Origin of the sequence: Streptomyces sp. x-80 (assembly GCF_046549095.1) — a bacterium.
Taxonomy (GTDB): Bacteria; Actinomycetota; Actinomycetes; order Streptomycetales; family Streptomycetaceae; genus Streptomyces; species Streptomyces celluloflavus.
This window is the reverse complement of sequence record NZ_JAJPWM010000017.1, coordinates 23,686-47,698: the sequence shown is the minus strand read 5'-3', so window position 1 is coordinate 47,698 and position 24,013 is coordinate 23,686. Positions and strand designations below refer to the sequence as shown.

The window sequence follows — 24,013 nt, the reverse complement described above, 5'->3', positions numbered from 1 at the left end:
GACTACGCCGGGCATTCCGGCGGTCATTCCGACGGGCATTCCGGCAGGCACTCCGCTGGGCATTCCGGCGGGCGGCGACGGGCCGGGTCCGGCGCCGCCCGGCGGCTCAGACCGGCCGCGTCAGGTCGTAGAACGTGGCGCCGCCCACCGTCACCTTCGTGAAGCTCTTCTCGATCCACGAGGTGATCTCCGACGAGTGGCCCTTGCCGCCGCCGAAGCCCCCGCGACCGCCCTGTCCGGCCGGTTCACCCGGTCCGCCCGGTTCACCCCGCTCCCCGGCGATGAAGTAGTGGATCTCGCCGTCCCGGACGTACTGCTTGAACCGGTCGAGGGTCGGCGACGGATCGCTGCCGTTGAAGCCGCCGATCGCCATCACCGGCCGCTCCGTGGCCAGTTGGTAGCTCGCGGCGTTCTGCGAGCCGATGGCCGCGGCGGCCCAGGTGTACCGGTCGGCGTCCTTCTCCAGCAGCGCCTTGGCCCGGTCGCTCACCTTGCTGCCGTTGAGCAGACCGCCCATACCGCCGCCCGTACCGCCCGTCCGGCCGCCGAACCGCTCGGCCGCCGCGCCGCCCGGCCCGCCGGGGAAGCCCTGCGGGAACCGGCCACGGCCCCCGCCCTGCGCCTGGCCGGCACCCGGCGCACCCGGTATGCCCGGCATACCGCCGTTGCCACCCTTGCCGCCTTTACCGCTCTTACCGCCCTTACCGCCGGCCCATGCACCTCCGGGCCATCCGCCGCCCGGTCCGCCCCGGCCGCCCTGGACCGCGGGCCCGGCGGTGATGATCGAACCGCCCTTCGGGGTGCCGACCGTGTCGAGCGTGTACGCGAGCGGGCCCGCCAGCGCCGCCGCCACCCCGAACGCCGCCGCGAGCGCAGCGAGCCGGCGGCGGCCCGCACGCGCCGTGAGCAGCAGCCCCGGTGCCGCCGCCAGGCCGAGCGCCAGCACCACCCAGCGCAGCCACGGCAGCCAGTCCGGCGAACGGTCCAGCAGGACGTACGACCAGACGGCGGTCACCGCCACCGTCCCGGCGAGGACCACCGGCGCCGCCCGGCCACCGCGCCGCCACAGCAGCGTCGCCCCCATGCCGACCAGCGCCGCGATATAGGGCGCCAGCGCGATGTTGTAGTACTGGTGGAAGATCCCGGACATGAAGCTGAAGGTCGCGAACGTCATCAGCAGCGCCCCGCCCCAGACCAGGAACTCCGTCCGCTGCGCGGCCTGTTCGGCGGCGACGGCGCGCCGGGCCCGCCACAGCACGCACACGGCGGCGACCAGCAGGATCAGCGCGGCGGGCAGCAGCCAGGAGATCTGGCCGCCCATGTCGGAGGAGAACAGCCGGGTGAGACCGGTCTCGCCCCAGCCGCCACCGCCGCCACCCCGGTGGCCACCGCCACCGCCGACGCTGCCGGTCTCGTTACCGCTGATCCGGCCGAACCCGTTGTAGCCGAAGGTCAGCTCCAGGAAGCTGTTGTGCTGCGAACCGCCGATGTACGGGCGCGCGGACGCCGGCATCAGTTCGACGATCGCCACCCACCAGCCGCCGGACACCACGATCGCCAGCCCCGCGAGCAGCAGCTGACCCAGCCGGCGGCGCAGCGCGACCGGCGCACAGCACGCGTAGACCACGGCCGGCGCCGGCAGGATCAGCCACGCCTGGAGCGTCTTGGTCAGAAAGCCGAGCCCGAAGCAGACACCGGCCAGCACCAGCCACTTCGTCCGGCCGTCCGCCAGGGCGCGCAGCACGGCGGCGATCGCGCAGACCATCAGCAGACAGAGCAGCGCGTCGGGGTTGTTGAAGCGGAACATCAGGGCGGCGACGGGTGTCAGCGCCAGCGCCGCACCGCTCAGCAGCCCGGCCACCGCACCGAACCTGCGCCGTACGGCGGCGTACAGCACACCGACCGTCGCCACGCCCATCAGCGCCTCGGGCACCAGGATCGCCCAGGAACCGAGCCCGAAGAGGCGTACGGAGAGCGCCATCGGCCACAGGGCGGCCGGGGGCTTGTCGACCGTGATGGAGTTCGCCGCGTCCGAGGAGCCGAAGAAGAACGCCTGCCAGCTCTCGCTGCCGGCCTGCACAGCGGCCGAGTAGAACTGGTTCGCGTAACCGGAGGCCGCCAGATCCCAGAGGTAGAGCACGGCGGTGACCGCCAGCAGCACCAGCAGCGCGGGCCGGGCCCAGCGCGGATCCTCCGGACGGCCGCGCACGATCCGCTCGGGCAGCCCCCGCAGTCCGGACCGGGGCTCGTAGCTGCGTACGGGTGGGGGCGGTGGTGGCGGGGCCGGCTGCGATCGCGTGGCCGGCGGCGGACTCGACGCATCCGGCGGATTCGGTGGATTCGGTGGATTCGGTGGCTGCGCCGGGATGCTGGGCTGCTGCGGGGTCATCGGGCGCTCCTGGTGGGGTCGTTCGGGTTGCGCTGTGCGTTCGGGGGGTGGATGGGGATCGGGGAGCTGGTGGGGCTTGAGGTGCTGCCGGGCGCGCTCGGGGTGCCGGTGGCGCTCGGGTGACGCGTATCGCCCGTGCGGCCCGTACCGCCCGCGCCTCTCACGTCACCCGCGTCGCCCACCCCGTCCCCGCGCTCGGGCTCCGGGAAGACCCAGGCGCGGAGGAGCAGGAACCGCAGCACCGTCGCCGCGAGGTTGGCGGCCACCAGCACCGCGAGCTCGGTGCCGTGCGAGGGCCGGCCGGTGGCGGCGTCGAGGGCCGCGAGCGAACCGCTGGTCAGGACCAGTCCGATGGCGAAGACGACCAGCCCCTGGGCCTGATGGCGGACCGCCCGGTCCCGGCCGCGCACCCCGAAGGTGAGCCGCCGGTTGGCCGCCGTATTGACGATGGCGGACACCAGCAGGGCGCAGGCATTGGCGAGTTGGGGGCCGAGACCGAGCCGGCAGACGGAGTAGAGGCCCAGATAGAGCAGCGTGCTCAGCGCACCGACGACGCAGAAGCCGACGAGCTGCCGGGCCAGCCCGCCCGGCACCCCGGACAGCTCACGGTCCCGGGGGTCGTCGCCGAAGGGCCGGGCGAGCCGGTCCAGCGGCAGCCCGCCGGTGGCCAGCGCCCGCCCCACCCGCCACACGCCCTTGAGGTCGTCGGCCGCCGTACGGACGATGTGCACGGTGCTGTCCGGGTCGTCGACCCAGTCCACCGGCACCTCGTGGATCCGCAGCCCGGCCCGTTCGGCGAGCACCAGCATCTCGGTGTCGAAGAACCAGCCGCTGTCCTCGATCATCGGCAGCAGCCGCTCGGCGACATCGCCGCGTACGGCCTTGAATCCGCACTGCGCGTCGGAGAACCGGGCTGCGAGCGAGCCGCGCAGGATCAGGTTGTAGGCGCGCGAGACGAACTCGCGCCGGGGGCCCCGGACGACCCGCGAACTGCGCGCCAGCCGCGAGCCGATCGCCAGGTCGGAGTGGCCGGAGATCAGCGGCGCGACCAGCGGCAGCAGCGCGTTCAGATCCGTGGACAGATCGACGTCCATATAGGCCAGCACCGGCGCCTCGGAGTGTGACCACACGGTGCGCAGCGCCCGCCCGCGCCCCTTCTGCTCCAGCCGTACGGCGATGACCTCGTCGAGCGCGTCATCGAGCCGCGCGGCGACCTCGGGCGTACGGTCCGTGCTCGCGTTGTCGGCGATGGTGATCCGGAAGCCGTACGGGAAGGTGCGGGTGAGGTGGTCATGCAGCCGTCGGACACAGGGTTCGAGGTCGGTCTCCTCGTTGTGGACGGGGACCACGACGTCGAGGACCGTCTCGGTCTGGCCCAGGCGCAGATGCTCGCGTGGCGGGAGGGAGCCCAACGGTGCGCGGGCCGGCTGTGTCGTCGTCATGCCGACGACACTGGCCAACCGCCCTGTCACCGCCGTGTGCTGAACCTGTGTCCGGGCTGTGAGCCGAGAGCGGAGGGGGAGGCGGGACGAGGTGGGGCGGGAGCCGGCCGGTCCCCGCCCACCTCACGCGGCCGGGAGGGTGACCCCGAACACCGTCCGGCCGGGGACGCTGTCGACCGTGACCGTACCGCCGTGCGCGGCGACCACGGCCTGGACGATGGCGAGGCCGAGTCCGGTGCTGCCGGCGGCGCGGGAGCGGGAGGCGTCGCCGCGCGCGAACCGTTCGAAGACCTGCGGGAGGAGGTCGGGCGGGATGCCGGGCCCGTCGTCCTGCACCTCCAGGCGTACGAGCGCCGGCCGGCCCGGTGACGAGATGCCCGCCGCGGCCACGACCCGGGCGGTGACGGTGGTCCCGTCGGGCGTGTGCGTACGGGCGTTGGCCAGCAGATTGGCCAGTACCTGGTGCAGCCGGTCACCGTCACCGAGCACCAGCGCGGGGTCTTTGGGCAGTTCGAGGCGCCACCGGTGGCCGGGGCCGGCGACCCGCGCATCGCTGACCGCGTCGACGGCCAGGGGCGACAGATCGGTGCTCTCGCGGGCGAGCGGACGGCCGGAATCCAGCCGGGCCAGCAGCAACAGGTCCTCCACCAGCCCCGTCATCCGCTCCGCCTCGGACTCGATCCGCCCCAGCGCGTGCCGGGTCTCCGGGCCGGGCTGCTCCCGCCCGCGCCGGGTCAGCTCGGCGTAGCCCCGGATCGACGCGAGCGGCGTACGCAGCTCATGGCTGGCATCGGCGACGAAGCGGCGCACCCGCGTCTCGCTCTCCTGCCGCGCCGACAGCGCGGACCCGACGTGCCCCAGCATCCGGTTCAGCGCCGCGCCGACCTGCCCCACCTCCGTACGCGCGTCCGCCTCGGCGGCCGGCACCCGGACGTGCAGCGCCACCTCGCCCTGGTGGAGCGGGAGTTCGGAGACCCGGGTGGCGGTGGCCGCGACCCGGTGCAGCGGCCGCAGCGCGATGCCGACCATGGCGGCGCCCGCGATCCCGGCCGCGATCAGACCGGCGACTGTCACACACGCCTCCACGAGAACAAGGGTCCCAACGGTGTTGTCGACGGACCAGAGCGGCAGACCGAGCACGACCGCACCGTCCCTGGTGAACTGCACGCGGTAGTCGCCCAGGCCGCGCAGCTCGGTGGTGTGCGGCGCACCGTCCCGCGGTACGGAGTTCAGCGCCGCGATCTGGTGGCCGGTCAGCCGGTCCAGCCGCTCGCCGGGCAACCGGCTGGTGGAGGCGTTGTTCCGCGCACCGTCCTCGACCAGGCCGCCGGGCGCGACCCGCGCCCCCACCGTCCCGATCGGCAGACCGCCCATCGCGACGAAGTCCAGGCTCTGGTTGCGCATCGGGTCGTGCGGGCGGGGCGCCTGGGAACGGACGACGGATTCCCGCAGCTGCGAGTCCAGCTGCCCCTGCAAATAGGAGTGCAGCGCGATGGTGGTGACCGTACCGATAACGGCCCCCACCACGGCGATCAGCGCCACCGCCGACACCACGAGCCGGGTCCGCAACGACCAGCGCCGCCGCGGACCGCGCAGACGCGGAACGCGCAGACGCGGAACGCGCAGACGCGGAACGCGCAGACGCGGAACGGGCGGACGCGAGCCGGGCGGACGCGAGCCCGGTCGGCGCGAGCCCGGTCGGCGCGCCGGCCTCTCACCGGAGGCCGATGGCGGAACGGACGGTACGGAGGGTGCGGGAGGTGTGGGAGGTGTGGGAGGTCCGGGGGATATGGGGGGTGCGGAGGGTGCGGAGGGTACTGACGGCTCGGTCCGTACCGGTGATGCGGGCGATACGGGCGGCACCGGCAGTTCAGGCGGCACCGGCGGTTCGAGCTGCACAGGTGATTCTGGCGGCACCGGCGGTCCGGGCCGCACAGGTGATTCTGGCGGTACGGGTGATTCGGGCGGTACGGACGGCGTCCCGGGCATCGGCCGGCTACCCGCCCGGCTTGATCAGATACCCCGCGCCGCGCCGGGTATGGATCATCGGCTCGCGGCCCGCGTCGATCTTCCGCCGCAGGTACGAGATGTACAGCTCCACGACATTGGCCTGGCCGCCGAAGTCATAGCTCCAGACCCGGTCCAGGATCTGCGTCTTGCTCAGCACCCGCCGCGGATTACGCATCAGATACCGCAGCAGCTCGAACTCGGTGGCCGTCAGATGGATCTCCTGGCCGTCCCGCCACACCTCGTGACTGTCCTCGTCGAGTACCAGATCTCCCACCGTGAGCAGGCACTCGCTGCGCGCGGCGGCGGCCCCGGCCCGGCGCAGCAGCCCACGCAGCCGGGCCACCACCTCCTCCAGGCTGAACGGTTTGGTGACGTAGTCGTCGCCGCCCGCCGTCAGCCCGGCGATCCGGTCCTCCACCGCGTCCTTGGCCGTCAGGAACAGCACCGGAACGTCGGGCAAGTCCCGGCGCAGCCGCCCCAGTACGGTCAGCCCGTCCATATCGGGCAGCATCACGTCGAGCAGCACCGCATCCGGCCGCCAGCTGCGGGCGCACCGCAACGCGCCCGCGCCGTCCCCCTCCGACCGGATGTCCCAGCCCTCGTACCGCAGCGCCAGCGACAGCAGATCGGCCAGCGAGGACTCGTCGTCCACGACCAGCACCCGCACCGGGCTGCCGTCGGCCCGCAGCAGCTCCGGCTTCTTGCCCGGCGCCCGCGCCGCCGCACCGCTCTCCCCCTGCGCACCCCGCACGGCCTGCGCGCCCCGCATGCGCCGCACACCGTTCGCGCCGGACGAGGAAGGGGCCATGGAAGGCACCGAGGAAGGCGCTGCGGCGGGCGCCGTGGAAGGCACCGTGGACACGGAGGCCGCCGCCGCTGACACCACGGAGGACACCACCGGGGCTGCCACCGACGATGCCGCCGACGACGACGCTGCGGGCGCCGCCCCGGCCGGAACGGCGGATGACACGGCGGATGACACGGCGTACGACGGACGGGACGACGCTGAGGACGACGGAGTCACGGTCATGACCCGAGCCTGATCAATCCCGGTGAAATCTCCCTTGCCGATTCCTGTGAATCTCCTGAGAATCCCCGCGCGTACACCCCGTCCGTCCGGTCGCCTCGACGACCCGTCACGTCGCCTCGACAGCCCGTCCGACCGGGCTGGGCCGCCCCCCGCGCGGTCCAGCCCGATCAGCACGCGTTCAGCATGGCACCCACCACTGACAATCACCGGTCCTCGCCCACGACCACGCCTCCCGCATCGCCCAGGACGATGCACTCGCCCACCTGGTCCACGACAGGACGGCAGCGCTCCTGGAGATCGAAGCCCCCACCCGCTGAGACCGTCGTGGGCTGGAGGCACCTTCACAGCGCGCAAATTCACGGTGGCCCTGCCGCATGCGCCCCAGCCAGGAAGACCCACTCCGAGCAGCCGGCTTCCCGCTCCCGTCGGTGCCGACCAGCGTGACCGGGCGAGGAAGGTGACAACAATCTCGGCCAACCGGTGACAGTTGGCGCGACCAGGGCGACGCGAAGGCGCAGGTCGTCCTGCACACCGGAGGACAACTACTGCGACCAGCCACACCCGGCCCACCCCCGCCCCCTCTCCTCCCTTACGGTCATGCGCATGAATCTCCTCGCCCTCTCCGGCAGCCTGCGCGCCCGCTCGTCCAACGGCGCGGTGCTGCGCTCCGCGCTCGCCCTCGTCGACGGGCCGACCGCCACCGCCGACATCGCAGCGCTCCCGCACTTCAACCCGGACCTGGACGGCGAGGGCGCCACACCGCCCGCCCCCGTCGCCGCTCTGCGCACCGCCGTCGCGGACGCCGACGCCGTCCTCATCGTCAGCCCCGAGTACGCGCACGGCGTCCCCGGCGCCCTCAAGAACGCCCTCGACTGGCTGGTCAGCAGCGCCGAGTTCATGCACAAGCCGGTCGCGGTGATCACCGCCTCGCCGTCCGCCACCGGCGGTGACTACGCCCACGCCCAGCTCCGCGAGACCCTGCGCATGCTGACGGCCGAGGTCGTCACCGCCGCCTGCCGCGAGATCCCCGTCATCGGCCCGATGATCGACCCCGCCACGGAACGCGTCGCCGACGAAGCGACCCTGGCCGACCTCCGGACGGCCATGTCCCACCTGGCCGCCGCCGTGACGGCCGCCACCGAACGCGCGGCGGCGGCCGACGCCTGATCCCCCGCACACCCGGCCCGGCCGAGCCCCTACGGACCCCGCCCCATAGCTCTACAACCAGCTCTACAGCCGCCCGCCGCCCCGCTCACACCACCCCGAACAGCCGCGCCCCGTTCCCGTAACAGACCGCCCGCAGCCACTCCTCGCCCAGTTCCAGCCGGGTGAGTGCCTCCAGCGCATGGGCGTACCCGTAGGGGATGTTGGGGAAGTCGCTGCCGAAGAGCACCCGGTCGCCTAGGCAGTTTCGTTTGGATCACCGGCGGACCAGAGGGAGATGCCTGCGATGTGGAGTCCGGCCAGGTAGATGGTGGCGGTCTTCTCGTAGCGGGTGGCGATGCCGCGCCACTGCTTGAGGCGGTTGATGCACCGCTCGACGGTGTCGCGCCGCCTGTACGCCTCCCGGTCGAAGGCCGGTGGCCGGCCGCCCTGACTGTCCCGTCAACGGCACACCCGGACAGCGACCAACTGATCCAAACGAAACTGCCTAGCTGAATTCGCTGCTCAAGACGGCGAGTACGTGTGCTCGTTGGATGCGGCGTATCGCGGAGGGCGTCTGTCCGGATGCCAGTAGTTCGTCGACGAGATCGATGTGTACGGCGGCCAGCAAGATGTGCGCCAGGTATTCGGCGTCCTCGGCCGTCAGGGTGGGGACGGCCTCCATCGCGGTCCGCGCCAGCAGGTCCCTCATCCACCGGTATTGCTCGCTTTGTAGCAGTCCTGACGTTGTGGCTTCACGAGCTCTCAGCAGGTTGCCGTTGTCGAGCTTGAATGTGAGCACCGCATCAAGGAAGGCGACGGCTCGGTCCCGCGCGGGCGCTCCGGGGCCAAGCGGTGGGGGGCCGCTGTCCACCCGATCCCGCAGATCTCGGGCTTTGGTGGCCCACAGCGCATCCAGCAGGCCGTCGCGACTGCCGAAGAGCCGGAAGATCGTCCCTTTCCCGACCTGTGCCTCCGCTGCGATGTCATCCATGGAGACGCTGCTGACGTCAGCTCGCGCGAAGAGGTTGTCCGCGGCTGCGAGTACGACCTCAGGCGAGGTCGGAGGGCGACCTCGCCTCCGCCCCCCATTTTCGGACCGGCGGTCCGTAATGCTGTTAGGCTCTTCAGGGCACACAGGTCGAACACCTCACTGGAGACATGATGACCTCATCATCCACCCTGCCGCCGTGGTTCTCTCGCGCCCTCGACTCACTGTGGGCCGGTGACCTCGACGGCTTCACATCGATCTTCGCTCCGGACGCGCTCTACGAGCTCCCCTTCACCCCCACCGGCCCGGTGCGGCTGGCGAGCCGCGTGGAAATCAACACCTTCATGCGTGGCCTGCTCGACGGCGGCCAGCTTCGCTACGGCTCTCTTACGGAAGTCCGAGCCTACGAGACCGGCGACGATCTGATCGTCGAGGCAGTCGCCCGTCATCACCGCTCCGCAGACGGATCACCGATCGACCTGAGTTACATCTGGTTCGTCACACGTCGAGACGGCTACGTAACCCGATTTCGCGACTACATGAACCCACTCGAAATCTCGGCGATTTGAGCGACCCGTAAGGGAATCTCCGTGGGGGACGGCGTGACATCCGGCGCAGGCATGCGCACCAGAACCTGCGACGCCTCGAAGATCCAAACGAAAGGCCCGAGGTCCGCGAGCCGGCCGATTTCGGCGCGCGGGAACGGCGCGGCCCGCTCGGAGAAGTCGGTGAAGGCCATCGTCGTATCGAGGTGTACGCCCGGCCAGCGTTCCGCCAGGCCCAGGAATTCGACGTACTCCGGCATCCCCAGATGCGCGATGACCAGCCGCAGCCGGGGATGCCGGGCGAGCAGCCGGGCGACCGGCTCGGGCCCGGTGTACCGGGCCGGCACCGGGCCCGACCCGCAGTGGATGACGACCGGCGTCCCGGCCTCCGCGAGGGCTCCCCATACCGGATCGAGCAGCGGACCGGCCGGATCGTACCCGCCGACCTGCACATGGGCCTTGAACACTCGCACCCCACCCGCCAGTTCGGCACGGACGTACGCCGCCGCCCCGTCCTCCGGAAAGAACGTCGCGGTCCGCAGACAGTCGGGCGTACGGGCCGCGAAGCCGGCCGCCCAGCCATTCAGCCATACCGCCATACCGGATTTGTGCGGATAGATCATCGAGGTGAAGGCCCGTACTCCGAAGCCGCGCAGCACCGCCAGCCGCTCCTCCTCCGCCAACCGGTACGCGATCGGCCACGGCCGGCCCACCAGCGGCCCGGCGGCGTCGAAATACGCCCAGACCTTCGCCATCACCCGCTCGGGCATGAAGTGCGTATGCACATCGACCAGCCCCGGCAGCCCCAGCCCCCGCCAGAACGCCCGCACTTGCTCCGAACCGTCCACGTCCGCGCCGCCCGCCGCCGCATCCCTACCACCACGCTGCCCCTCCCATCTTCACAAGGCCAGCAACACCCACAACGCCAACAACATCAGGACCAACATCAGTAACACCAAGAACACCATGCGCACCACGATCGCTACACGCCGCGCGGACCGGACCTTCTCCGCATCAGCGGTTCAGCCTGCTCGGCCGGCGCGAGAGGCGGACGAACCCGCTGTCGAACCGGGCCACGGAGGGCTGGTGTCCGGGCAGCGAGTGCCCCACGAGGAGTCCACGCAGCCACTGAAACCGGTTCATGGGGAGAGAGGCCGGTGCCGTTACGGCGTCCCGCGAGCTGGCCGGACGTGGGCAAGCCCAGGTGGGCGAGGCTCCCCGTCCGGGGGGGGGCCGGATGCGGTCATGTATGCGCTCGGACAGCCCCTGCTCAGGCTTTGCGGGCGAGCAGTTGGATCTCCTGGAACTGCCGTCGGTCGGTGGGCTGAGGCTCGCGAACCATCCGGGCCACCTCGGCCAACCCGGACTCGCGCAGCATCGCGGCGAGGTGATCGGGCCACCACCGATAGGCCGGCGCGACTGTGTGATCGAAGACCTGCGTCGGATGAGACGGATCATCGCTTGCCGAAAAGCCGACCAGAAGGTGGCCGCCAGGTGCCAGCACACGATGGAACTCCGCCAGGATGACGGGGAGTTCCCGCGGCGGAGTGTGGATGACGGACCAACGTGAGAGTACGCCGCCCAGCACGCCGTCGGCGATGTTCAACGCGGCCATCGAGCCCACGTCGAACCGGAGGTCCGGATAGGCGTGCCGGGCCAACTCGATCATCGCGGGCGAGGCATCGACACCGAACGCCGCCAGCCCCAGCTCGGCCAGATGAGCGGTGATATGACCGGGCCCACACCCCAGGTCCGCGACCTGCCCCTGACCGTCCTCACTCGCACTCACGACCTCGGCGAAGGCACCCAAGATCGCGCGGTCCAGTGGACGGTCATGCAGCGTGTCGCGGAACAGCTGCGCATAGGTGGAGGCAGCAGCGTCGTAAGCCCCTCGGGTGGCACTGAGGGCATCGTGTTCAACCATGCTCACGACAGTAGTTCCCGGCCCGAGGCGAGCCGAGAGAATCACGATCTTCCCTCTCTCCCGTTCGCCTCGGGCCATCGCCGCGAACGCGGTCAGAACAGGCCCCCCTGAAGCCCGTCGCCCGCACGCCCGCCCGTGCCCGCCGCCCCCGCCCCGTACGCCGCCGCCCGCACCGCGACCGTCGTCACCCGCCCGGCGGCCGGCCCCAGCACCCACCCGGACAACACCCGAGCATCAAGCACCGCAACCACCCCACCACCCCCGGAAGCCTCGGAAAACCCGGAAACCATCGAAGCCCCCGAGCCCGCATCACCCCCACCACCTTCGGAAGCCACCCAAGCCCCGGGATGCGCAGCCTCCTCCCTCGCCCCCTCCCCCGCTCCCGCTCCCGCTCCCGCCAACCGCAGATACAGATCCGGCCCGACCCCGGCCAGCACCTCCCCCACCACCTCCGCGCCCGCCGTCAGCCCGCCCAGCTCCACCGCGCCCGCCGGTACCCGGTCCAGACCGAACAGCTCCGTATGGTCCGTGGCGGCGAACTCCACCGGCTCCAGCGTCTCCGGCCAGCCAGCCAACCCCCGTGCCCTGGCGTGCAGTTGGGCAAGCTCGGCCACCCGCTCGGACCATGCGGGCAGCGCCCCGCGCGCCGCCCGCTTCGCCGCCTTCCCGAACCGGTCGGGCACCGCCAGCGCGCTCCCCAACAGCGCCTCCGCCCGCCGCGCGGCCATCAACGGTCCGCGCCCCAGCCATGCGTACGCCACCGCCCCCTGTTCCACCAGCCGCGCCGGACCGCGCTCGGCGGCCGTGATCCCCACCTTGAGCAGACCGGGACCGAAGTACGCGAGATAGACGCCGTACGGGCGCGGGTCATCGGCCATGGTGTCCGCGGCCACCGACCGCGACCGGTCCAGCTGGGCGCACCGCGCGCACTGGTCCTTCGCGCTCGCGCCGTCGATCACCGCCGCGTACGGGCACACGATCCAGCGGCCGGCCCGCCACACCCCCAGACACCGCCGCTCCCCCTCCGCGGCGAACGCCAGCGCCTTGCCCGCGGGGAGCATGCTCACCCGCACCTCGTCCCGCTCGGCGCAGTACCAGCCGAGCCGCTGCGCGAACCGTCCGGACCGCTCGGAGCCCATGGAGCGCTCGGAGCCCACGGGGCACTCGGCGCCCGCCGGGGACTCGGCACCCACGGGGTACTCGGAGCGTCCATGCCGCTCGGAGCGTCCATGCCGCTCGGAGCGCCCGGACTGCTCAGCGCGGGCGGCCCCCTCGAAACGGGCGGAGTGCCCAACGCGTGCAGCCCCCTCGAAACGTGCGGGCCGCTCAACGCGCGCGGGCCGCGCGAACCGTCCGGCGGCCTCCACTCCACCACCCGACCAACGCGGTCCCGTACATCGCCACACACCTTCAGCCTACGACCCGCCCCACCCGTCCCACCCTCCGACGGCCCCCACCCCCACCACACACAGCCGCCCCCCCAGCGCCCTACCTCACCCCCTCTCCCCCACTCCTCCCTCCTCCCTCAGCACTCGCGGCTCCGGCCCCCGGAAGGTGCCGCGATACGCGCGCGGCGAGACCCCCAGCGCGGACTGGAAGTGCTGGCGCAGCGAAGCCGCCGTACCGAAGCCGGCCGCCGTCGCGATCCGGTCCACGGGCAGCTCCGTCTCCTCCAGCAACTGCCGGGCCCGCTCGACCCGTTGCTGGGTCAGCCACTGGAGCGGCGAAATCCCGGCCTCCTCCCGGAACCGCCGGGTGAAGGTCCGTACGCTCATCGACTCGCGCGCCGCCAGTTCCCGCAGGCTCAGCGGCCGGTCCAGGTGCTCCAGCGCCCATGCCCGCGCCGCAGCCGTCGACGACGCCCGCGGCTCCGGCACCGGCCGCCGGATGTACTGCGCCTGGCCGCCCTCCCGGTGCGGCGGTACGACCGTACGGCGGGCCACGTCATTGGCCACCGTCGCCCCGTGGTCCCGCCGGATCATGTGCAGACACAGGTCCATACCGGACGCGACCCCGGCCGCCGTCAGCACCTCGCCCTCGTCCGTGTACAGCACATCCGCGTCCAGTTCGACCTCCGGGAACAGCCGGCGGAAGTCCTCCACCGACGACCAGTGCGTGGTCGCCCGCCGCCCGTCCAGAATCCCCGCCGCGGCCAGCACGAACGCCCCCGTACAGATCGACGCGATCCGCGTCCCGGGCCGGATCCGGCCCAGCGCCTCCGCCATCGGCGCGCTCAGCCGCCCCGTACCGGGTTCGTAGTCCGCCCCCGACGCCGGTACGACCACCGTGTCGGCCACCGCCAGCGCCTGCGGCCCGTGCGCGACATGCACCGTGAAATCCGCGTCCGTACGCACCTCACCCGGCTCCAGCGCGCAGGTCACCACCTCGTACAGCCGCTCCCCGGTCACGGACCTGGCCGCGCCGAAGAGCCGGTGGACGATGCCCACCTCGATCGGCAGCATCCCGTGCCGCACCAGCACCGCGACCCGGTGCCGACGCCCACTCCCCGCAGCCGCCCGCCCACTCCCGCTCCCGCTCTCCCTCACCTCAGCCATCGCCACCCCCATGACGTCGCCACCCCGTGACCCGATCCTCGCGCTCCAGCCCCACCCAGCCACCCAACCTCACCAGCCACCCGGCCGCCCGACCACCAGGAACACCCACACCGCACGCAAAATGCCGCAGGCCCAGTGGAATGCTTTCCACTGGGCCTGCGGCGTTCGTAGCGGGGACAGGATTTGAACCTGCGACCTCTGGGTTATGAGCCCAGCGAGCTACCGAGCTGCTCCACCCCGCGTCGGTAGGTATGACACTACGCGACTCCTGCCCCAACACCTAATCTGCTCTCCACAACGGCCGCCCCCTCCCCCGCCCAGGAGCCCGCCATGCCGCCCGCCGCCCTCCACTACGTCCGCTTCCAGGGCACGACCCGCCACCCCGACGGCCACTTCCCCGGCGTCTTCGCCCTCGTCAACACCCTCGCCAAGGAGGGCCGGCTCACCCCCGGCCAGGAACGCTTCCGGCGCACCAACAACGACTGGTACGACGCGAACTACCCCAACCCCTCGGACACCGACCCCACCGTCTACGACCGCACCCTGAACCCCGGCGCCGTGGCCTGGTTCAAATCGACATCCCACGACCTGATCGCCCGCGTGGATGGCTACCTCGCCATCCTCGCCGCCCACCGCATCCCCTGCCGCCGCCTCCACTCCGCCACACCCCCGGGCCGCATCGTCTACGAGGACACCCACCAAATCGTCGTCACCCCCCACCCCACCCGGCCGACCGCAACCACCGGGGCGGCAGAGGCAGCGGAGACCACCGGAGCCGCGGAGGCAGCGGAGACCACCGAGGCCGCGGAAACCGCCTGACCACCCTCCCGCTCAAGCGAGTTGAAGCCGTCACCGCCCCTCCCCGACTCGTCCGCCCCTCTGCAAGACTGCCCCCGATGACAGCGCACCCGGCAGACCCGACAAACCCGGCGGCCCCGGCGAACCCCCCACACCTGATCGCGGTCCTCGGCAGCAGCCCCGGCGTGGGCAAGTCCACGCTGTGCGCCGCCCTGGCCCGCTGGCTGACGGGCACCGGGGCGGCCGTCGACCACTTCGAAGAGGCGGACATCCTCACCCGGCCGGCCTTCCGCCCCGTGGCCGAGGAGTTCGCCGACGGCAGCGGCCGCGTACGGCCCGAGACCCTCGTGGAGTCCACCCGCGCCTACGTCACCCAGGCCCGCGCGGACGGCACCGAGGTACTCATCACCGACGCGCTGCTCCCCTTCATCCCCTCCCTGGTCGCCTGGGGCCACGACGAACCGACGATCGCCCGCGTCATCCGCGACCTAGAAACGGCCGTGGCGCCCTGCCAGGTGACCGTGATCTACCTACGGGACGACCCGGAAGCCGCCCTCCGGCGCGCGATCGAACGCGAAGGCCCCCAGTGGGAGGACTGGTACCTCACCAAGCTCCGCCACTCCCCCGGCACCGCGTCCGTCCACGACCTCCCCTCGGCCGCCGCCCATCTGCGCCACGAGTCCGACCTGACCCACCGCCTCCTGTCAGCCACCCCCTGGGCCGTCATCACCGTGCACGTCACCGACCGCACCGCGGCCCAAACCGAAACCGACACCCGCCACCAACTGACCACCCACCTCGCCCACCACCCGCCCCACCACACCCCTGACCCGCGCCCGGCCCTCTGGACATCGCGGGCCCGTCCGCCATACGCCGCTGCCCGGACCTGACGGGCGCGCCCACGCGGAATTCCGTCCCGGCGCACCCGGAGACCCGGCTCGGCTACAGCGTGCCCGTCAACAACCGTGCACCTCAAGGAGATCGGGCGCGCCTGGTCGACTGGGCACGGACCACACGGGGAGCCACCTGGCTCGACGCCGGCTACTGGGCCGTCGGGCTCATCGTCTCCGGCCACACCCCCGCCTCGGCCGAGAGCTGGGCCGCCCGATCCCCACGCGGCCCGCCGCACCGACCAAGGACACCACCGCCTTCGCCGCCGCCAACCGCAACCTCTGGGCCGAGATCAGCACCGCTGCCCCCGACCCGTGGCCCCTGCACCTGACACCCGCCGCCACTGCCCGGCACGAGCACCACAATTCCGTCTGAGCCGGATCCGCCTCGCCGGGGCACCCAAACAATCAGACACCCGAAGCGACTTTGGCCGGTGTCCTGCCCGGCTCGGGGTCGGTGGAGTGGCCCACACCCCGGTGGTCGCCCGATCCGCCCCCGACACCGTTGCCGTCGAACACCACCGTCATGACATACGCCAGAGGCCCCCAGGATTTCTCCTGAGGGCCTCTGACCTGCTGTGCGCTCGGCAGGATTCGAACCTGCAACCTTCTGATCCGTAGTCAGATGCTCTATCCGTTAAGCTACGAGCGCTTGGCTTTCCGGCGGTTTTTCTTTCCGGTCGGCGTTGCGTGGACAACATTACATGACCTGCGCCGTGAGGCGAAATCCATTCGGCAAAGCACCTCTGACCTGCACAAACGCCCTCGTAGCGAGTTTCTTGGGGTTACTGGTCCCAGGGGGAGTCCTCGATGATCCGGACGAAGTTCGGGCGGGTGTAGCCCTCTTCGAAGCGGTCCAGGACGTCGGCCTTCACGTTGCCGAAAGTGGTCTGGGGGCGGTGGGCCAGGCCCGCGTGGAAGGCGTGGAGGATGCGGCGCTTGAAGTCGGGGCGGGGGTGGGCGGCGGTGATCGCGTCGCGGGTCTCCGGGGGGAGGGTGTCGTAGCCGATGCCCAGGACGTCCAGTTCGACGCCGGCGGTGACGAGGGCGACCTCGGGGGCCATGTGGTGCGGGATCTCCGGCGTGGTGTGCAGGGCGATGCCCTCCCAGACGAGGCGGACGCGGTCCTCGGGGATGCCGCGGGCGGTCAGGAAGGCGCGGGCCTCGTCGGCGCCGTCGAGCTCGAAGCGCTGCTGGGAGCTGCGGAACTTCTCCGTCAGGCCGAGGTCGTGGAAGAGCGCGCCGATGTAGACCAGCTCCGGGTCGAAGGCAAGACCGCGTTCCTGGCCGTGCCGGGCGCCGAAGAGGTAGACGCGGCGGCAGTGGTGGTAGATCAGGTCGTCCGTGATGTCGCGGACCAGTTCGGTGGCCTCCTTGGCGAGGCGGCTGTCCGGGATGGCGATGCCCGCGATGCGTTCCGGGCCGCTTCCCGCGCTCGCGTCGCTTCCGGCGTTCGATGTCGTGGGATTCGTGGGCTGCACGGGATTCGTGGGTGTCATGAGTTCAGCCTGGCGCGTGGCGGCCGGGGGCGCCTGTCGTATCAGGACAGACAGCCCACAGATATGGACACGAAGCTGTGCGGGGCGAGACGGCCGACGGCCCGTGCGCGGGTGGCAGCGGGGCGGGAAACGGGACGCGGAAAGCGTTCAGGCCCCGGTCGTGGATGACCGGGGCCTGAACGAAGAGAGCGGAGGCGGAGGGATTTGAACCCTCGATGGGTGGTAAGACCCAAACCGCATTAGCAGTGCGGCGCCATAGACCGGACTAGGCGACGCCTCCACACACCCCACGCGCGTTACCGCGCTGTGGTGTGTCCGAATGATGGCACAGCTCAGTGCGGTGTCACCAATCGCCCCCCACCGTACTCGCCGGGCGGGCAACCCGGCAAAGACGTTCCTGCGGCGCAACGTCGGGGGCGGCGGCGCGTTAGGAGAGTCGGGGCCGTATGGCGAGCGCAGCCGTGCGCCCCTGCTCGTAGGCACCCCGTACCGCCCGCACCCACCTCCCTGGAGTCTGTGATGCCGTACCGCCGGACGTACCGCCACGCCGTGGCCACCGCCGCCCTGTCCGTCGCCACCGCCGTGGCCGCCCTCGTCATGACGGTGCCGGCCGCCTCGGCCGCCCCGATCCCGCTGGTGCCGCACCGGTCCGCGGCGGACCCGGCGGACCCGGCGGACGCGGGGCCCGGCGCGGCGGACGGTACCGGGACCGGCCCGGTGGACGAGGCGTGGCGCGGCGCGGTGGGCGCGGCGGGGCTCGGTGCGGGCCGCCTCGGCCGCGGCGCCGACCACCTCACCGTCACCGTCACCCGTTCCGGTACCGCCGAGGCCGACGGCACGTTCGAGCTGTACTGCCATCCCCACAGCGGTTCGCACCACGCCGCGGCGAGAGCCTGCGACGCGCTCGACCGGCAGACGTCCTGGGGCAAGGACCTGTTCGCCCCGGTGCCGCGCGGTGCGAAGTGCACGATGATGTACGGCGGACCGGCCACCGCGCATGTCACCGGGACCTGGGCGGGCCGCCCCGTGAACGCCGATTTCCGGCGCACGAACGGCTGTGAGATCGACCGCTGGAACCGCTTCCAACCGCTGCTTCCGGTGACCGCTTCGTGACGGAGTAGCGCGTCAGGTCAGGACGCGGGGCACATGTCGGGCGTGCGGCGAGTCGCACCCGGCCGTGGCATTACCTCCCCGTCATCCGCCTCCGCGCCCCGGGCAAGTGCCCGTAGACTCCCTTCCAGCGGTCCGCCGCGGTGGGCCGGCAAGGTGCGGTAACAAGGAGGAAGCGTCGTCGTGAGCAGCAGGCCATCCCGAGGCGCTGCTCGCCTCGCAGCCATACTCGACGCCCTCCCCGACGCGCTGCTGCTCGTCAACTGCAACGGCACGGTCGTCAACGCCAACACCATCGCGCTGGAGACGTTCGAGGCGCCGGGCACGGCACTGGTGGGTCGTGGCCTGCTCGATCTGCTGCCGACCTTCGACTCCAAGCGCATCCCCGGCTCCATGCGCCGCCGCGACGAGGAGATGCAGGGCCCGCGGACGAAGCCGACGCGGATGGTCGCGCGGCGTACCGACGGCAGGGAGCTGCTGGTCGAGGTGACCAGCGCCAATCTTGAGGACGGCCGCACCCCGTACGAGTCCGCCTTCGAGGCCGCGTACGCCGATCACCGGACCGGCTTCACCGGCGACGAGCTGCTGATGCTCGTCGTCCGCGATCTGACCGGGACGCTGGACACCGAGACCGAGCTGGCCCGCCAGCAGCGGCAGACCGAGATGATCCTGCGGGCCGCGGCCGAGGGTGTGGTCGGGGTCGACGCCGAGGGCAAGGTCGTCCTGGTCAATCCGTCCGCCGCGCAGATTCTCGGCTACCGGGCGAGCGAGCTGGGCGGCAAGGAGCTGCATCCGCTGATCCACCACTCGCGGCCGGACGGCTCCCCGCTGCCGTGGGAGGAGACGCCGCTCGCCGACACCCTCAAGTCCGGGCGCAAGCACCGGGTGCGCGGGCAGGCGCTGTGGGCGAAGGACGGGCGCTCGGTCTCCGTTGATCTGACGACGGCGCCGGTGCGGGACGGCGATCAGCTCGTCGGCGCGGTGATGACCTTCACCGACCGCCGCCCCTTCGACGCGCTGGCCGCCCGGCACACGCAGCTGCTGGCGGTGCTGGGCCAGGCCCTGCGCGAGCCGCTGGCCGAGCTGACGGCGGAACTGGGCACCCTGGCGTCCGACCCGGCGGGCCAGCTGTGGCCGGAGGCGAACCAGATCCTGCACCACCTCGCCGCGGGCCAGGCCCGGATGGCGACGCTGGTGGACAACGTCCTGAGCTATCAGCGGCTGGACTCCGGGAAGGAGCGCCTCAACCGTGCCAAGGTCTCGCTGGACGAGGTCGTGGCGGCGGGCGTGGAGGGCGCGGTCGAGCTGATCGGGCCGGGCCGCGCGCAGTTCGCGGTGCACGCGCCGCCGATCGAGGCCGTGGTCGACGCCGAGCGGATCGCGCTGGCGCTGGCGCATCTGATCGCGGATGTGGCGGGCGTGGACTCGACGGGCCGGATGCCGGCCGGTGACGCCGGTACGGCAGCGGGCGCGGGTGCGCGGGCCGGGTCGGTCGCCCGGGACTCGACGATCGTGGTGGCGGCGGCGCAGCGCGGCGATGTCGTACGGATCGAGGTGCGCGGCCCGTACGGCGGCGGCGATCCGGTCCACGAGCCGATCGTCCGCGGGATCGTCCGGCAGCACGGCGGTCTGGTGCAGAGCCATGAGGTGCCGGGGGCGCCGGGCGCGGGCGGCAGCGCGTTCGTACTGGAGCTGCCGATGGCGGCCGTCGGCTCCGCGCCGACGGGGTCGGACCGGCCGCGCGAGGCCACCGGGAACGAGACGACGGTGATGCCGGTACCGGCGGCTCGGGCGCGTGGCACCCAGCAGGCCGGGGCGGCGGCCGGGACAACGACCGGGACGACGGCCGGGACAACGGCTGGAGCCGGGGCCGGGGCTGTCGGTAAGGGGGAGTTGGAGCGGGGGCCGGGTGGTCGTGGTGGCCGCGGTGGTCAGGCGGCGCCGGGTGGTCAGGGTGACCTGGGGGACGGCGGGCCCGGTGGTGAGGGCGGTCGCGGTGGTGAGGGCCGGGATGGTGGCGGTCGGGATGGTGGCGGTCGGGATGGTGGTGACGGCGGGTCCGGTGGGTCTCGTGGACCCGGTGGATCAGGTGGATCAGGTGGATCAGGTGGATCAGGTGGGCCCGGCGGCTCTCGGGGGCCCGGTGGTCCTGGGGCGGCTGGTGGGTCCGGTACGGCTGGTGGGCCTGGTGGCGCGTTCGCGGGGGGCGGTCAGCGTACGGGGCGCGGCGGCCCGGGTGTTGAGGGTGGTACGGGAGTGCCGGCCCAGGCGGACGGTGCGCAGCCGACGGGACGTCGGCGCGCGCGGCACTCCGGCGCGGAGCAGGTAGCGGACGCGGGGCCGCAGGTGCCCGGCGGGCACGGCCCTCAGGGCCAGCACGGCATGCCCGCGGCGCGCGGTGCGGCCGGGGACGGTACGCCCGGCGCGGCGCGCGGCGCCGCGGGCAGTGGGAACGGGAGCGGGAGCGGCAGTACTGGCGGGGACGGAGACGGGGCGGGGAAGCGGGAGGGGCACGGGAGCGGCGACGGGCACGACGGGCACGCCGGGCACGCCGGCGATCCCCGTAACCCTCGCCATCCCGGTGTGCCGGGTGTGCCGGGTGTGCCGGGCCTTCCCGCCGCTCCCGGCATTCCCACCGCTCCCGGTGCTCCCGGTGCTCCCGGTGCTCCCGGTGCTCCCGGTGCTCCCGGTGCTCCCGGTAATGGTGAGCACGGTGGTACCGCGGGTGGTGCGGGGCTGCCGTCGGGCATGGCGGGTGCCGAGGCCGTCCCCCCGAGCGGACGCCGACGGGCCCGGCAGGGGGCGCCGGAGGGCGGTGCGCTGCCCGCGCTCCCGTCGGCCGCGGGCGATGCGCCCGCGCGCGCGCCGCACGGCCCCGCCACGACGCCGGACCAGGCACCACATCAGGGACAGAACCAGGGTCAGGGTCAGGGACGGAGTCAGGGCCAGGGGCAGGGGCAGAACCAAGGGCGGGGCCGGGGGCCGGAGCAGTCCCAGGCCCCGGCACCGGCACGTCCGCCGGGGCAGCGGCAGGCTCCGGACCAGCCCCACGGCCAGGTCCACGGTCAGGGTCCCGGCCAGGCTCCTGGCCCCGGCCAGGGTCAGGAGCCCGGTCATGGCCCGGCCCAGGGTCATGGCCCGGCCCAGGGTCAGCCGCAGGGTTTGGGGCCGGTGCAGGGGCTGGGGCCGGTGCAGCCGAGTGGGCGGCGGGCGCGCCGGGCGCTGGCCGAGGCGCCCGAACGGTCCGTACCGGGTGACGGGGCCGCGTCGACCGCACCGTCCGCGTCCGGCCCGGCCGGCCCGTCGGCCTCGTCGGTCCAGCAGTCGGCCGCCGCTCAGCAGCAGACCTCCTCCCAGCCGCCGTTCCCCGTCCAGCAGCAGACCTCCCCTCAGCAGTCGTCGGCCGCGCGGCAGCAGGGGGCGGCCCGGTCGGCGGAGGCGTTGTCGCCCGCCGGGGGGCGTACCGCCTTCGCGCTGCCGCCCGCCGCAGCGGACCAGACTCCGCAGTCGCGTCCGGCGCTGCCCGTGCAGGCCGGTCCGCAGGACGGTGAGGGCACGGGGCGGCGCCGGGCGCGCCGTCCGGTCGCCGGAGGCGTGGCCGAGGCCGCCGGTACGCGGCAGGGATACGCGGCCGAAGGCTCCGACTCCGTTGATCCGCAAGGCAGTTGGGAGGGCGGGCCGACCGACGGACGGCGGGCCCGGCGAGCCGCCGCCGAGGAACGGGCGGCCGCCGCGATGGCCGATTCCGAGGCGTCCGGCACCTTCGTGGCGGGCCCGGAGGGGCTGGTGGCACAGCCCAACGAGCCGGCCGACGCGACCGGTACGGCGACGGGCGCGGCGCCCGGGATCGCCCCGGCGACGGACGCCACCGCATCGACCGCATCGACCGCGTCCACCGCACCCGCCACGCCTGCCGTGCCCGCCGCGGCCGTTCCCCCCGCCCCGACGGGGCGGCGGCGCGGCCGCCCCAGCCCCGCCGAAGAGCCGCCGGCCCAGGCCCCCGGCCACGTCACGGACCGGACCCCCGGCCGGCCCCCCGAGCAGGGCCCGGCGGACCAGTTCCGCGACCCGGCCCAGGCCGCGGCCCAGTCCCCCGCGCCCGCGCCGGGGCAGCCGCTGCCGCCGGCCGAGGACGACGGCGGGCATGCGGCGGGGCACTCGCACGGGCGGGCGTTCAGCGTGCGCACGCTCGGGCAGGGCGTGCCGTTCGCCCAGCAGATCACCGACCCGCAGCACCCGACGCCGCCCCCAGGCAGCACGCCTCCCGGCAGCACGCCCCCCGGCGGTACGCCTCCGGGAGGTACGTCCCCCGGTTCGGGGCGGCGGCGCAAGCTCGCCGCGCCCCCGCAGGACGACGCGCGCACGAGCGCCCCCGAGGCCCCGGCCAATGACGCGCGCCGGCGCCTGGGCGGCCCGAAGCCGGCCCCGCAGCCGTCGCCCGCGCAGAGCCAGCCGCCGCCGCATCTGCTGGACGGCGGTGCGGGGCGCGCCTTCGCGATCTCCGCGCCCGACGAGGGCAGCGAGGGCCCCGAACCGCTGGACGGCCCGAACGGCGCCGTCGAGGTGATGGATCGTCAGCTGCCGCCGATGGACGACGAGTTGCCGCCGGAGCCGCTGGACAATCCGCGTCGGCTGCTGGTGTGGCCCGCGCCGGATGTCGCCACCCAGCAGGCGCTGAGCGACCGCGGCTACCGCCCGGTGATCGTCAACTCCCGCGAGGAGGTGGACGCGCAGATCGCCGCATACCCCGCGGCGCTCTTCGTCGACCCGCTGACGGGCCCGATCACCCGTACCGCGCTCCAGTCGCTGCGCCAGGCGGCGGGCGCGGCCGAGGTCCCCGTGCTGGTGACCGCCGGTCTCGGACAGGCCACCCGCGAGGCGGCGTACGGCGCCGATCCGGCCGTACTCCTCAAGGCGCTCGCCCCGCGCGACAGTGAACTCCACCCGCCCCGGGTGCTGTTGATCGAGCAGAACGACGCCATCGCGGGCGCCCTGACCACGTCGCTGGAGCGGCGCGGTATGCAGGTCGCGCGGGCCGACGCGGACGCCGAAGCGGTCACCCTCGCGGCGCAGATGCGGCCGAATCTGGTCGTGATGGACCTGATGCAGGTACGCCGCCGACGGGCCGGCATCGTCGACTGGCTGCGCGCCAACGGGCTGCTCGACCACACCCCGCTGGTCGTCTACACCTCCGCCGACCTGGACCCGGCCCAACTGCCGCGCCTCGCCTCGGGCGAGACCGTCCTCTTCCTCGCGGAGCGCTCCACGAGCGCGGAGGTCCAGTCCCGGATCGTCGACCTGCTCGCCAAGATCGGCACGAACTGAGTCCGGACGGACGGCTGCGGTACGGACGACCGCTGTACGGGCGACCGCTGTACGGCCTGCTTCGGCACGGGCGACCGCTGTACGGCCTGCTTCGGCACGGACAGCTTCAGCACGGACGGCTTCGGTGCAGGCAGCTTCAGTACGGGCAGCTTCGGCACGGAGAGAGCCGTCGCGGCTGATTTCGCGGGACGGTTTCCTGGGGGGCCTGGGGGCCTGGGGGCCTGGGGGGGGCTCTGGGGGCCTGGGGGTTTCCTGGGCAGTTTCCCGTGTGCCGATTTCGGATGCCCGGAATTCGGACGTGCGGAATTCATGCGGGCGGACTTCGCACGGACGGGCCGTCGCGCGGGCGGACTTCGCGCGGC

At 72.9% G+C, this 24,013-nt stretch carries 17 protein-coding genes, 3 tRNA genes and 2 pseudogenes; 7 read left to right on the top strand and 15 right to left on the bottom strand.

Translation table 11 applies throughout. The annotated features are described in order from the left end of the window. Window positions 1-106: 106 nt before the first annotated feature. From ACLJWH_RS29565 to ACLJWH_RS29550, 4 genes are all read right to left on the bottom strand, one after another. Window positions 107-2,389, bottom strand: a complete 2,283-nt coding sequence (locus tag ACLJWH_RS29565; protein WP_411144838.1) for an ArnT family glycosyltransferase — start codon at window positions 2,387-2,389, stop codon at window positions 107-109. Continuing rightward, the gene (locus tag ACLJWH_RS29560) at window positions 2,386-3,831 is read right to left on the bottom strand and encodes a glycosyltransferase (RefSeq protein ID WP_411144837.1); all 1,446 of its coding nucleotides are present in this window, start codon (window positions 3,829-3,831) and stop codon (window positions 2,386-2,388) included. Before ACLJWH_RS29560 ends, ACLJWH_RS29565 begins: the two co-directional genes overlap by 4 nt. Window positions 3,832-3,954: 123 nt before the next feature. Next, a complete protein-coding gene (locus ACLJWH_RS29555; RefSeq protein WP_411144836.1) occupies window positions 3,955-5,400 on the bottom strand; it encodes a sensor histidine kinase in 1,446 nt (481 codons plus the stop codon). 427 nt (window positions 5,401-5,827) lie between these two features. After that, the gene (locus ACLJWH_RS29550; RefSeq protein ID WP_411144992.1) at window positions 5,828-6,529 is read right to left on the bottom strand and encodes a response regulator transcription factor; all 702 of its coding nucleotides are present in this window, start codon (window positions 6,527-6,529) and stop codon (window positions 5,828-5,830) included. A gap of 118 nt (window positions 6,530-6,647) precedes the next feature. On the opposite strand from ACLJWH_RS29550, the gene ACLJWH_RS29545 reads away from it, so the two are divergent. Beyond that, a complete protein-coding gene (locus ACLJWH_RS29545; protein WP_411144835.1) occupies window positions 6,648-6,884 on the top strand; it encodes a hypothetical protein in 237 nt (78 codons plus the stop codon). Between the two features lie 590 nt (window positions 6,885-7,474). After that, window positions 7,475-8,038 (top strand): NADPH-dependent FMN reductase, encoded by a 564-nt coding sequence (locus ACLJWH_RS29540; RefSeq protein ID WP_411144834.1) that lies wholly within the window; start codon window positions 7,475-7,477, stop codon window positions 8,036-8,038. Between the two features lie 85 nt (window positions 8,039-8,123). Here ACLJWH_RS29540 and ACLJWH_RS29535 read toward each other — a convergent pair. The 3 genes and pseudogenes from ACLJWH_RS29535 to ACLJWH_RS29525 all read right to left on the bottom strand — a co-directional run. After that, a pseudogene (locus tag ACLJWH_RS29535) lies at window positions 8,124-8,276 on the bottom strand (amidohydrolase family protein); the annotation flags it as partial. Then, a pseudogene (locus ACLJWH_RS29530) lies at window positions 8,273-8,476 on the bottom strand (hypothetical protein); the annotation flags it as partial. The pseudogenes ACLJWH_RS29535 and ACLJWH_RS29530, both read right to left, overlap by 4 nt. Before the next feature lie 46 nt (window positions 8,477-8,522). Beyond that, window positions 8,523-9,128: a TetR/AcrR family transcriptional regulator gene (locus tag ACLJWH_RS29525; protein WP_411144991.1), complete on the bottom strand. Its 606-nt coding sequence runs from the start codon at window positions 9,126-9,128 to the stop codon at window positions 8,523-8,525. A 47-nt stretch (window positions 9,129-9,175) separates the two neighbouring features. On the opposite strand from ACLJWH_RS29525, the gene ACLJWH_RS29520 reads away from it, so the two are divergent. After that, the gene (locus tag ACLJWH_RS29520; RefSeq protein ID WP_411144833.1) at window positions 9,176-9,574 is read left to right on the top strand and encodes a nuclear transport factor 2 family protein; all 399 of its coding nucleotides are present in this window, start codon (window positions 9,176-9,178) and stop codon (window positions 9,572-9,574) included. Here ACLJWH_RS29520 and ACLJWH_RS29515 read toward each other — a convergent pair. The 5 genes from ACLJWH_RS29515 to ACLJWH_RS29495 all read right to left on the bottom strand — a co-directional run bounded on the left by ACLJWH_RS29515 (window position 9,541) and on the right by ACLJWH_RS29495 (window position 14,271). Beyond that, window positions 9,541-10,398: an amidohydrolase family protein gene (locus ACLJWH_RS29515; RefSeq protein WP_411144832.1), complete on the bottom strand. Its 858-nt coding sequence runs from the start codon at window positions 10,396-10,398 to the stop codon at window positions 9,541-9,543. The two genes, ACLJWH_RS29520 and ACLJWH_RS29515, sit on opposite strands and share 34 nt — an antisense overlap. 422 nt (window positions 10,399-10,820) lie before the next feature. Further along, window positions 10,821-11,474 (bottom strand): class I SAM-dependent methyltransferase, encoded by a 654-nt coding sequence (locus ACLJWH_RS29510; RefSeq protein ID WP_411144831.1) that lies wholly within the window; start codon window positions 11,472-11,474, stop codon window positions 10,821-10,823. Between the two features lie 92 nt (window positions 11,475-11,566). Next, window positions 11,567-12,667, bottom strand: a complete 1,101-nt coding sequence (locus ACLJWH_RS29505; RefSeq protein ID WP_411144830.1) for a DUF2797 domain-containing protein — start codon at window positions 12,665-12,667, stop codon at window positions 11,567-11,569. Window positions 12,668-12,967: 300 nt separating this feature from the next. Continuing rightward, window positions 12,968-14,029, bottom strand: a complete 1,062-nt coding sequence (locus ACLJWH_RS29500; protein WP_411144829.1) for a GlxA family transcriptional regulator — start codon at window positions 14,027-14,029, stop codon at window positions 12,968-12,970. A gap of 168 nt (window positions 14,030-14,197) precedes the next feature. Continuing rightward, window positions 14,198-14,271: transfer RNA gene (locus ACLJWH_RS29495), tRNA-Met, on the bottom strand. 88 nt (window positions 14,272-14,359) lie between these two features. Here ACLJWH_RS29495 and ACLJWH_RS29490 point away from each other — a divergent pair. Both ACLJWH_RS29490 and ACLJWH_RS29485 read left to right on the top strand, forming a co-directional pair. Further along, window positions 14,360-14,848 carry a hypothetical protein gene (locus ACLJWH_RS29490; RefSeq protein ID WP_411144828.1) on the top strand — a complete coding sequence of 163 codons (489 nt, stop codon included), beginning with the start codon at window positions 14,360-14,362 and terminating at the stop codon, window positions 14,846-14,848. A gap of 77 nt (window positions 14,849-14,925) precedes the next feature. After that, window positions 14,926-15,717 (top strand): ATP-binding protein, encoded by a 792-nt coding sequence (locus ACLJWH_RS29485; RefSeq protein WP_411144827.1) that lies wholly within the window; start codon window positions 14,926-14,928, stop codon window positions 15,715-15,717. A gap of 579 nt (window positions 15,718-16,296) precedes the next feature. Here ACLJWH_RS29485 and ACLJWH_RS29480 read toward each other — a convergent pair. From ACLJWH_RS29480 to ACLJWH_RS29470, 3 genes are all read right to left on the bottom strand, one after another. Beyond that, window positions 16,297-16,369, bottom strand: a tRNA-Arg gene (locus ACLJWH_RS29480). Between the two features lie 133 nt (window positions 16,370-16,502). Next, window positions 16,503-17,216, bottom strand: coding sequence for an HD domain-containing protein (locus tag ACLJWH_RS29475; RefSeq protein ID WP_411144826.1), 714 nt, complete (start codon window positions 17,214-17,216; stop codon window positions 16,503-16,505). 189 nt (window positions 17,217-17,405) lie between these two features. Next, a tRNA-Ser gene (locus tag ACLJWH_RS29470) sits at window positions 17,406-17,496 on the bottom strand. A gap of 239 nt (window positions 17,497-17,735) precedes the next feature. Here ACLJWH_RS29470 and ACLJWH_RS29465 point away from each other — a divergent pair. Continuing rightward, window positions 17,736-18,329, top strand: a complete 594-nt coding sequence (locus tag ACLJWH_RS29465) for an SSI family serine proteinase inhibitor (RefSeq protein WP_411144825.1) — start codon at window positions 17,736-17,738, stop codon at window positions 18,327-18,329. A 180-nt stretch (window positions 18,330-18,509) separates the two neighbouring features. Continuing rightward, entirely contained in the window at window positions 18,510-23,651 is a 5,142-nt protein-coding gene (locus ACLJWH_RS29460; RefSeq protein WP_411144824.1) for a PAS domain-containing protein, read from the top strand. Window positions 23,652-24,013: the final 362 nt, after the last annotated feature.

Bases quoted from the DNA above. Each gene is read 5' to 3' on its own strand.
- ACLJWH_RS29500 (WP_411144829.1), bottom strand. From the start codon at position 14,029: ATGGCTGAGGTGAGGGAGAGCGGGAGCGGGAGTGGGCGGGCGGCTGCG.
- ACLJWH_RS29475 (WP_411144826.1), bottom strand. From the start codon at position 17,216: ATGACACCCACGAATCCCGTGCAGCCCACGAATCCCACGACATCGAAC.
- ACLJWH_RS29545 (WP_411144835.1), top strand. From the start codon at position 6,648: ATGGAAGGCACCGAGGAAGGCGCTGCGGCGGGCGCCGTGGAAGGCACC.
- ACLJWH_RS29520 (WP_411144833.1), top strand. From the start codon at position 9,176: ATGATGACCTCATCATCCACCCTGCCGCCGTGGTTCTCTCGCGCCCTC.
- ACLJWH_RS29510 (WP_411144831.1), bottom strand. From the start codon at position 11,474: ATGGTTGAACACGATGCCCTCAGTGCCACCCGAGGGGCTTACGACGCT.
- ACLJWH_RS29565 (WP_411144838.1), bottom strand. From the start codon at position 2,389: ATGACCCCGCAGCAGCCCAGCATCCCGGCGCAGCCACCGAATCCACCG.
- ACLJWH_RS29485 (WP_411144827.1), top strand. From the start codon at position 14,926: ATGACAGCGCACCCGGCAGACCCGACAAACCCGGCGGCCCCGGCGAAC.
- ACLJWH_RS29540 (WP_411144834.1), top strand. From the start codon at position 7,475: ATGAATCTCCTCGCCCTCTCCGGCAGCCTGCGCGCCCGCTCGTCCAAC.
- ACLJWH_RS29465 (WP_411144825.1), top strand. From the start codon at position 17,736: ATGCCGTACCGCCGGACGTACCGCCACGCCGTGGCCACCGCCGCCCTG.
- ACLJWH_RS29560 (WP_411144837.1), bottom strand. From the start codon at position 3,831: ATGACGACGACACAGCCGGCCCGCGCACCGTTGGGCTCCCTCCCGCCA.
- ACLJWH_RS29490 (WP_411144828.1), top strand. From the start codon at position 14,360: ATGCCGCCCGCCGCCCTCCACTACGTCCGCTTCCAGGGCACGACCCGC.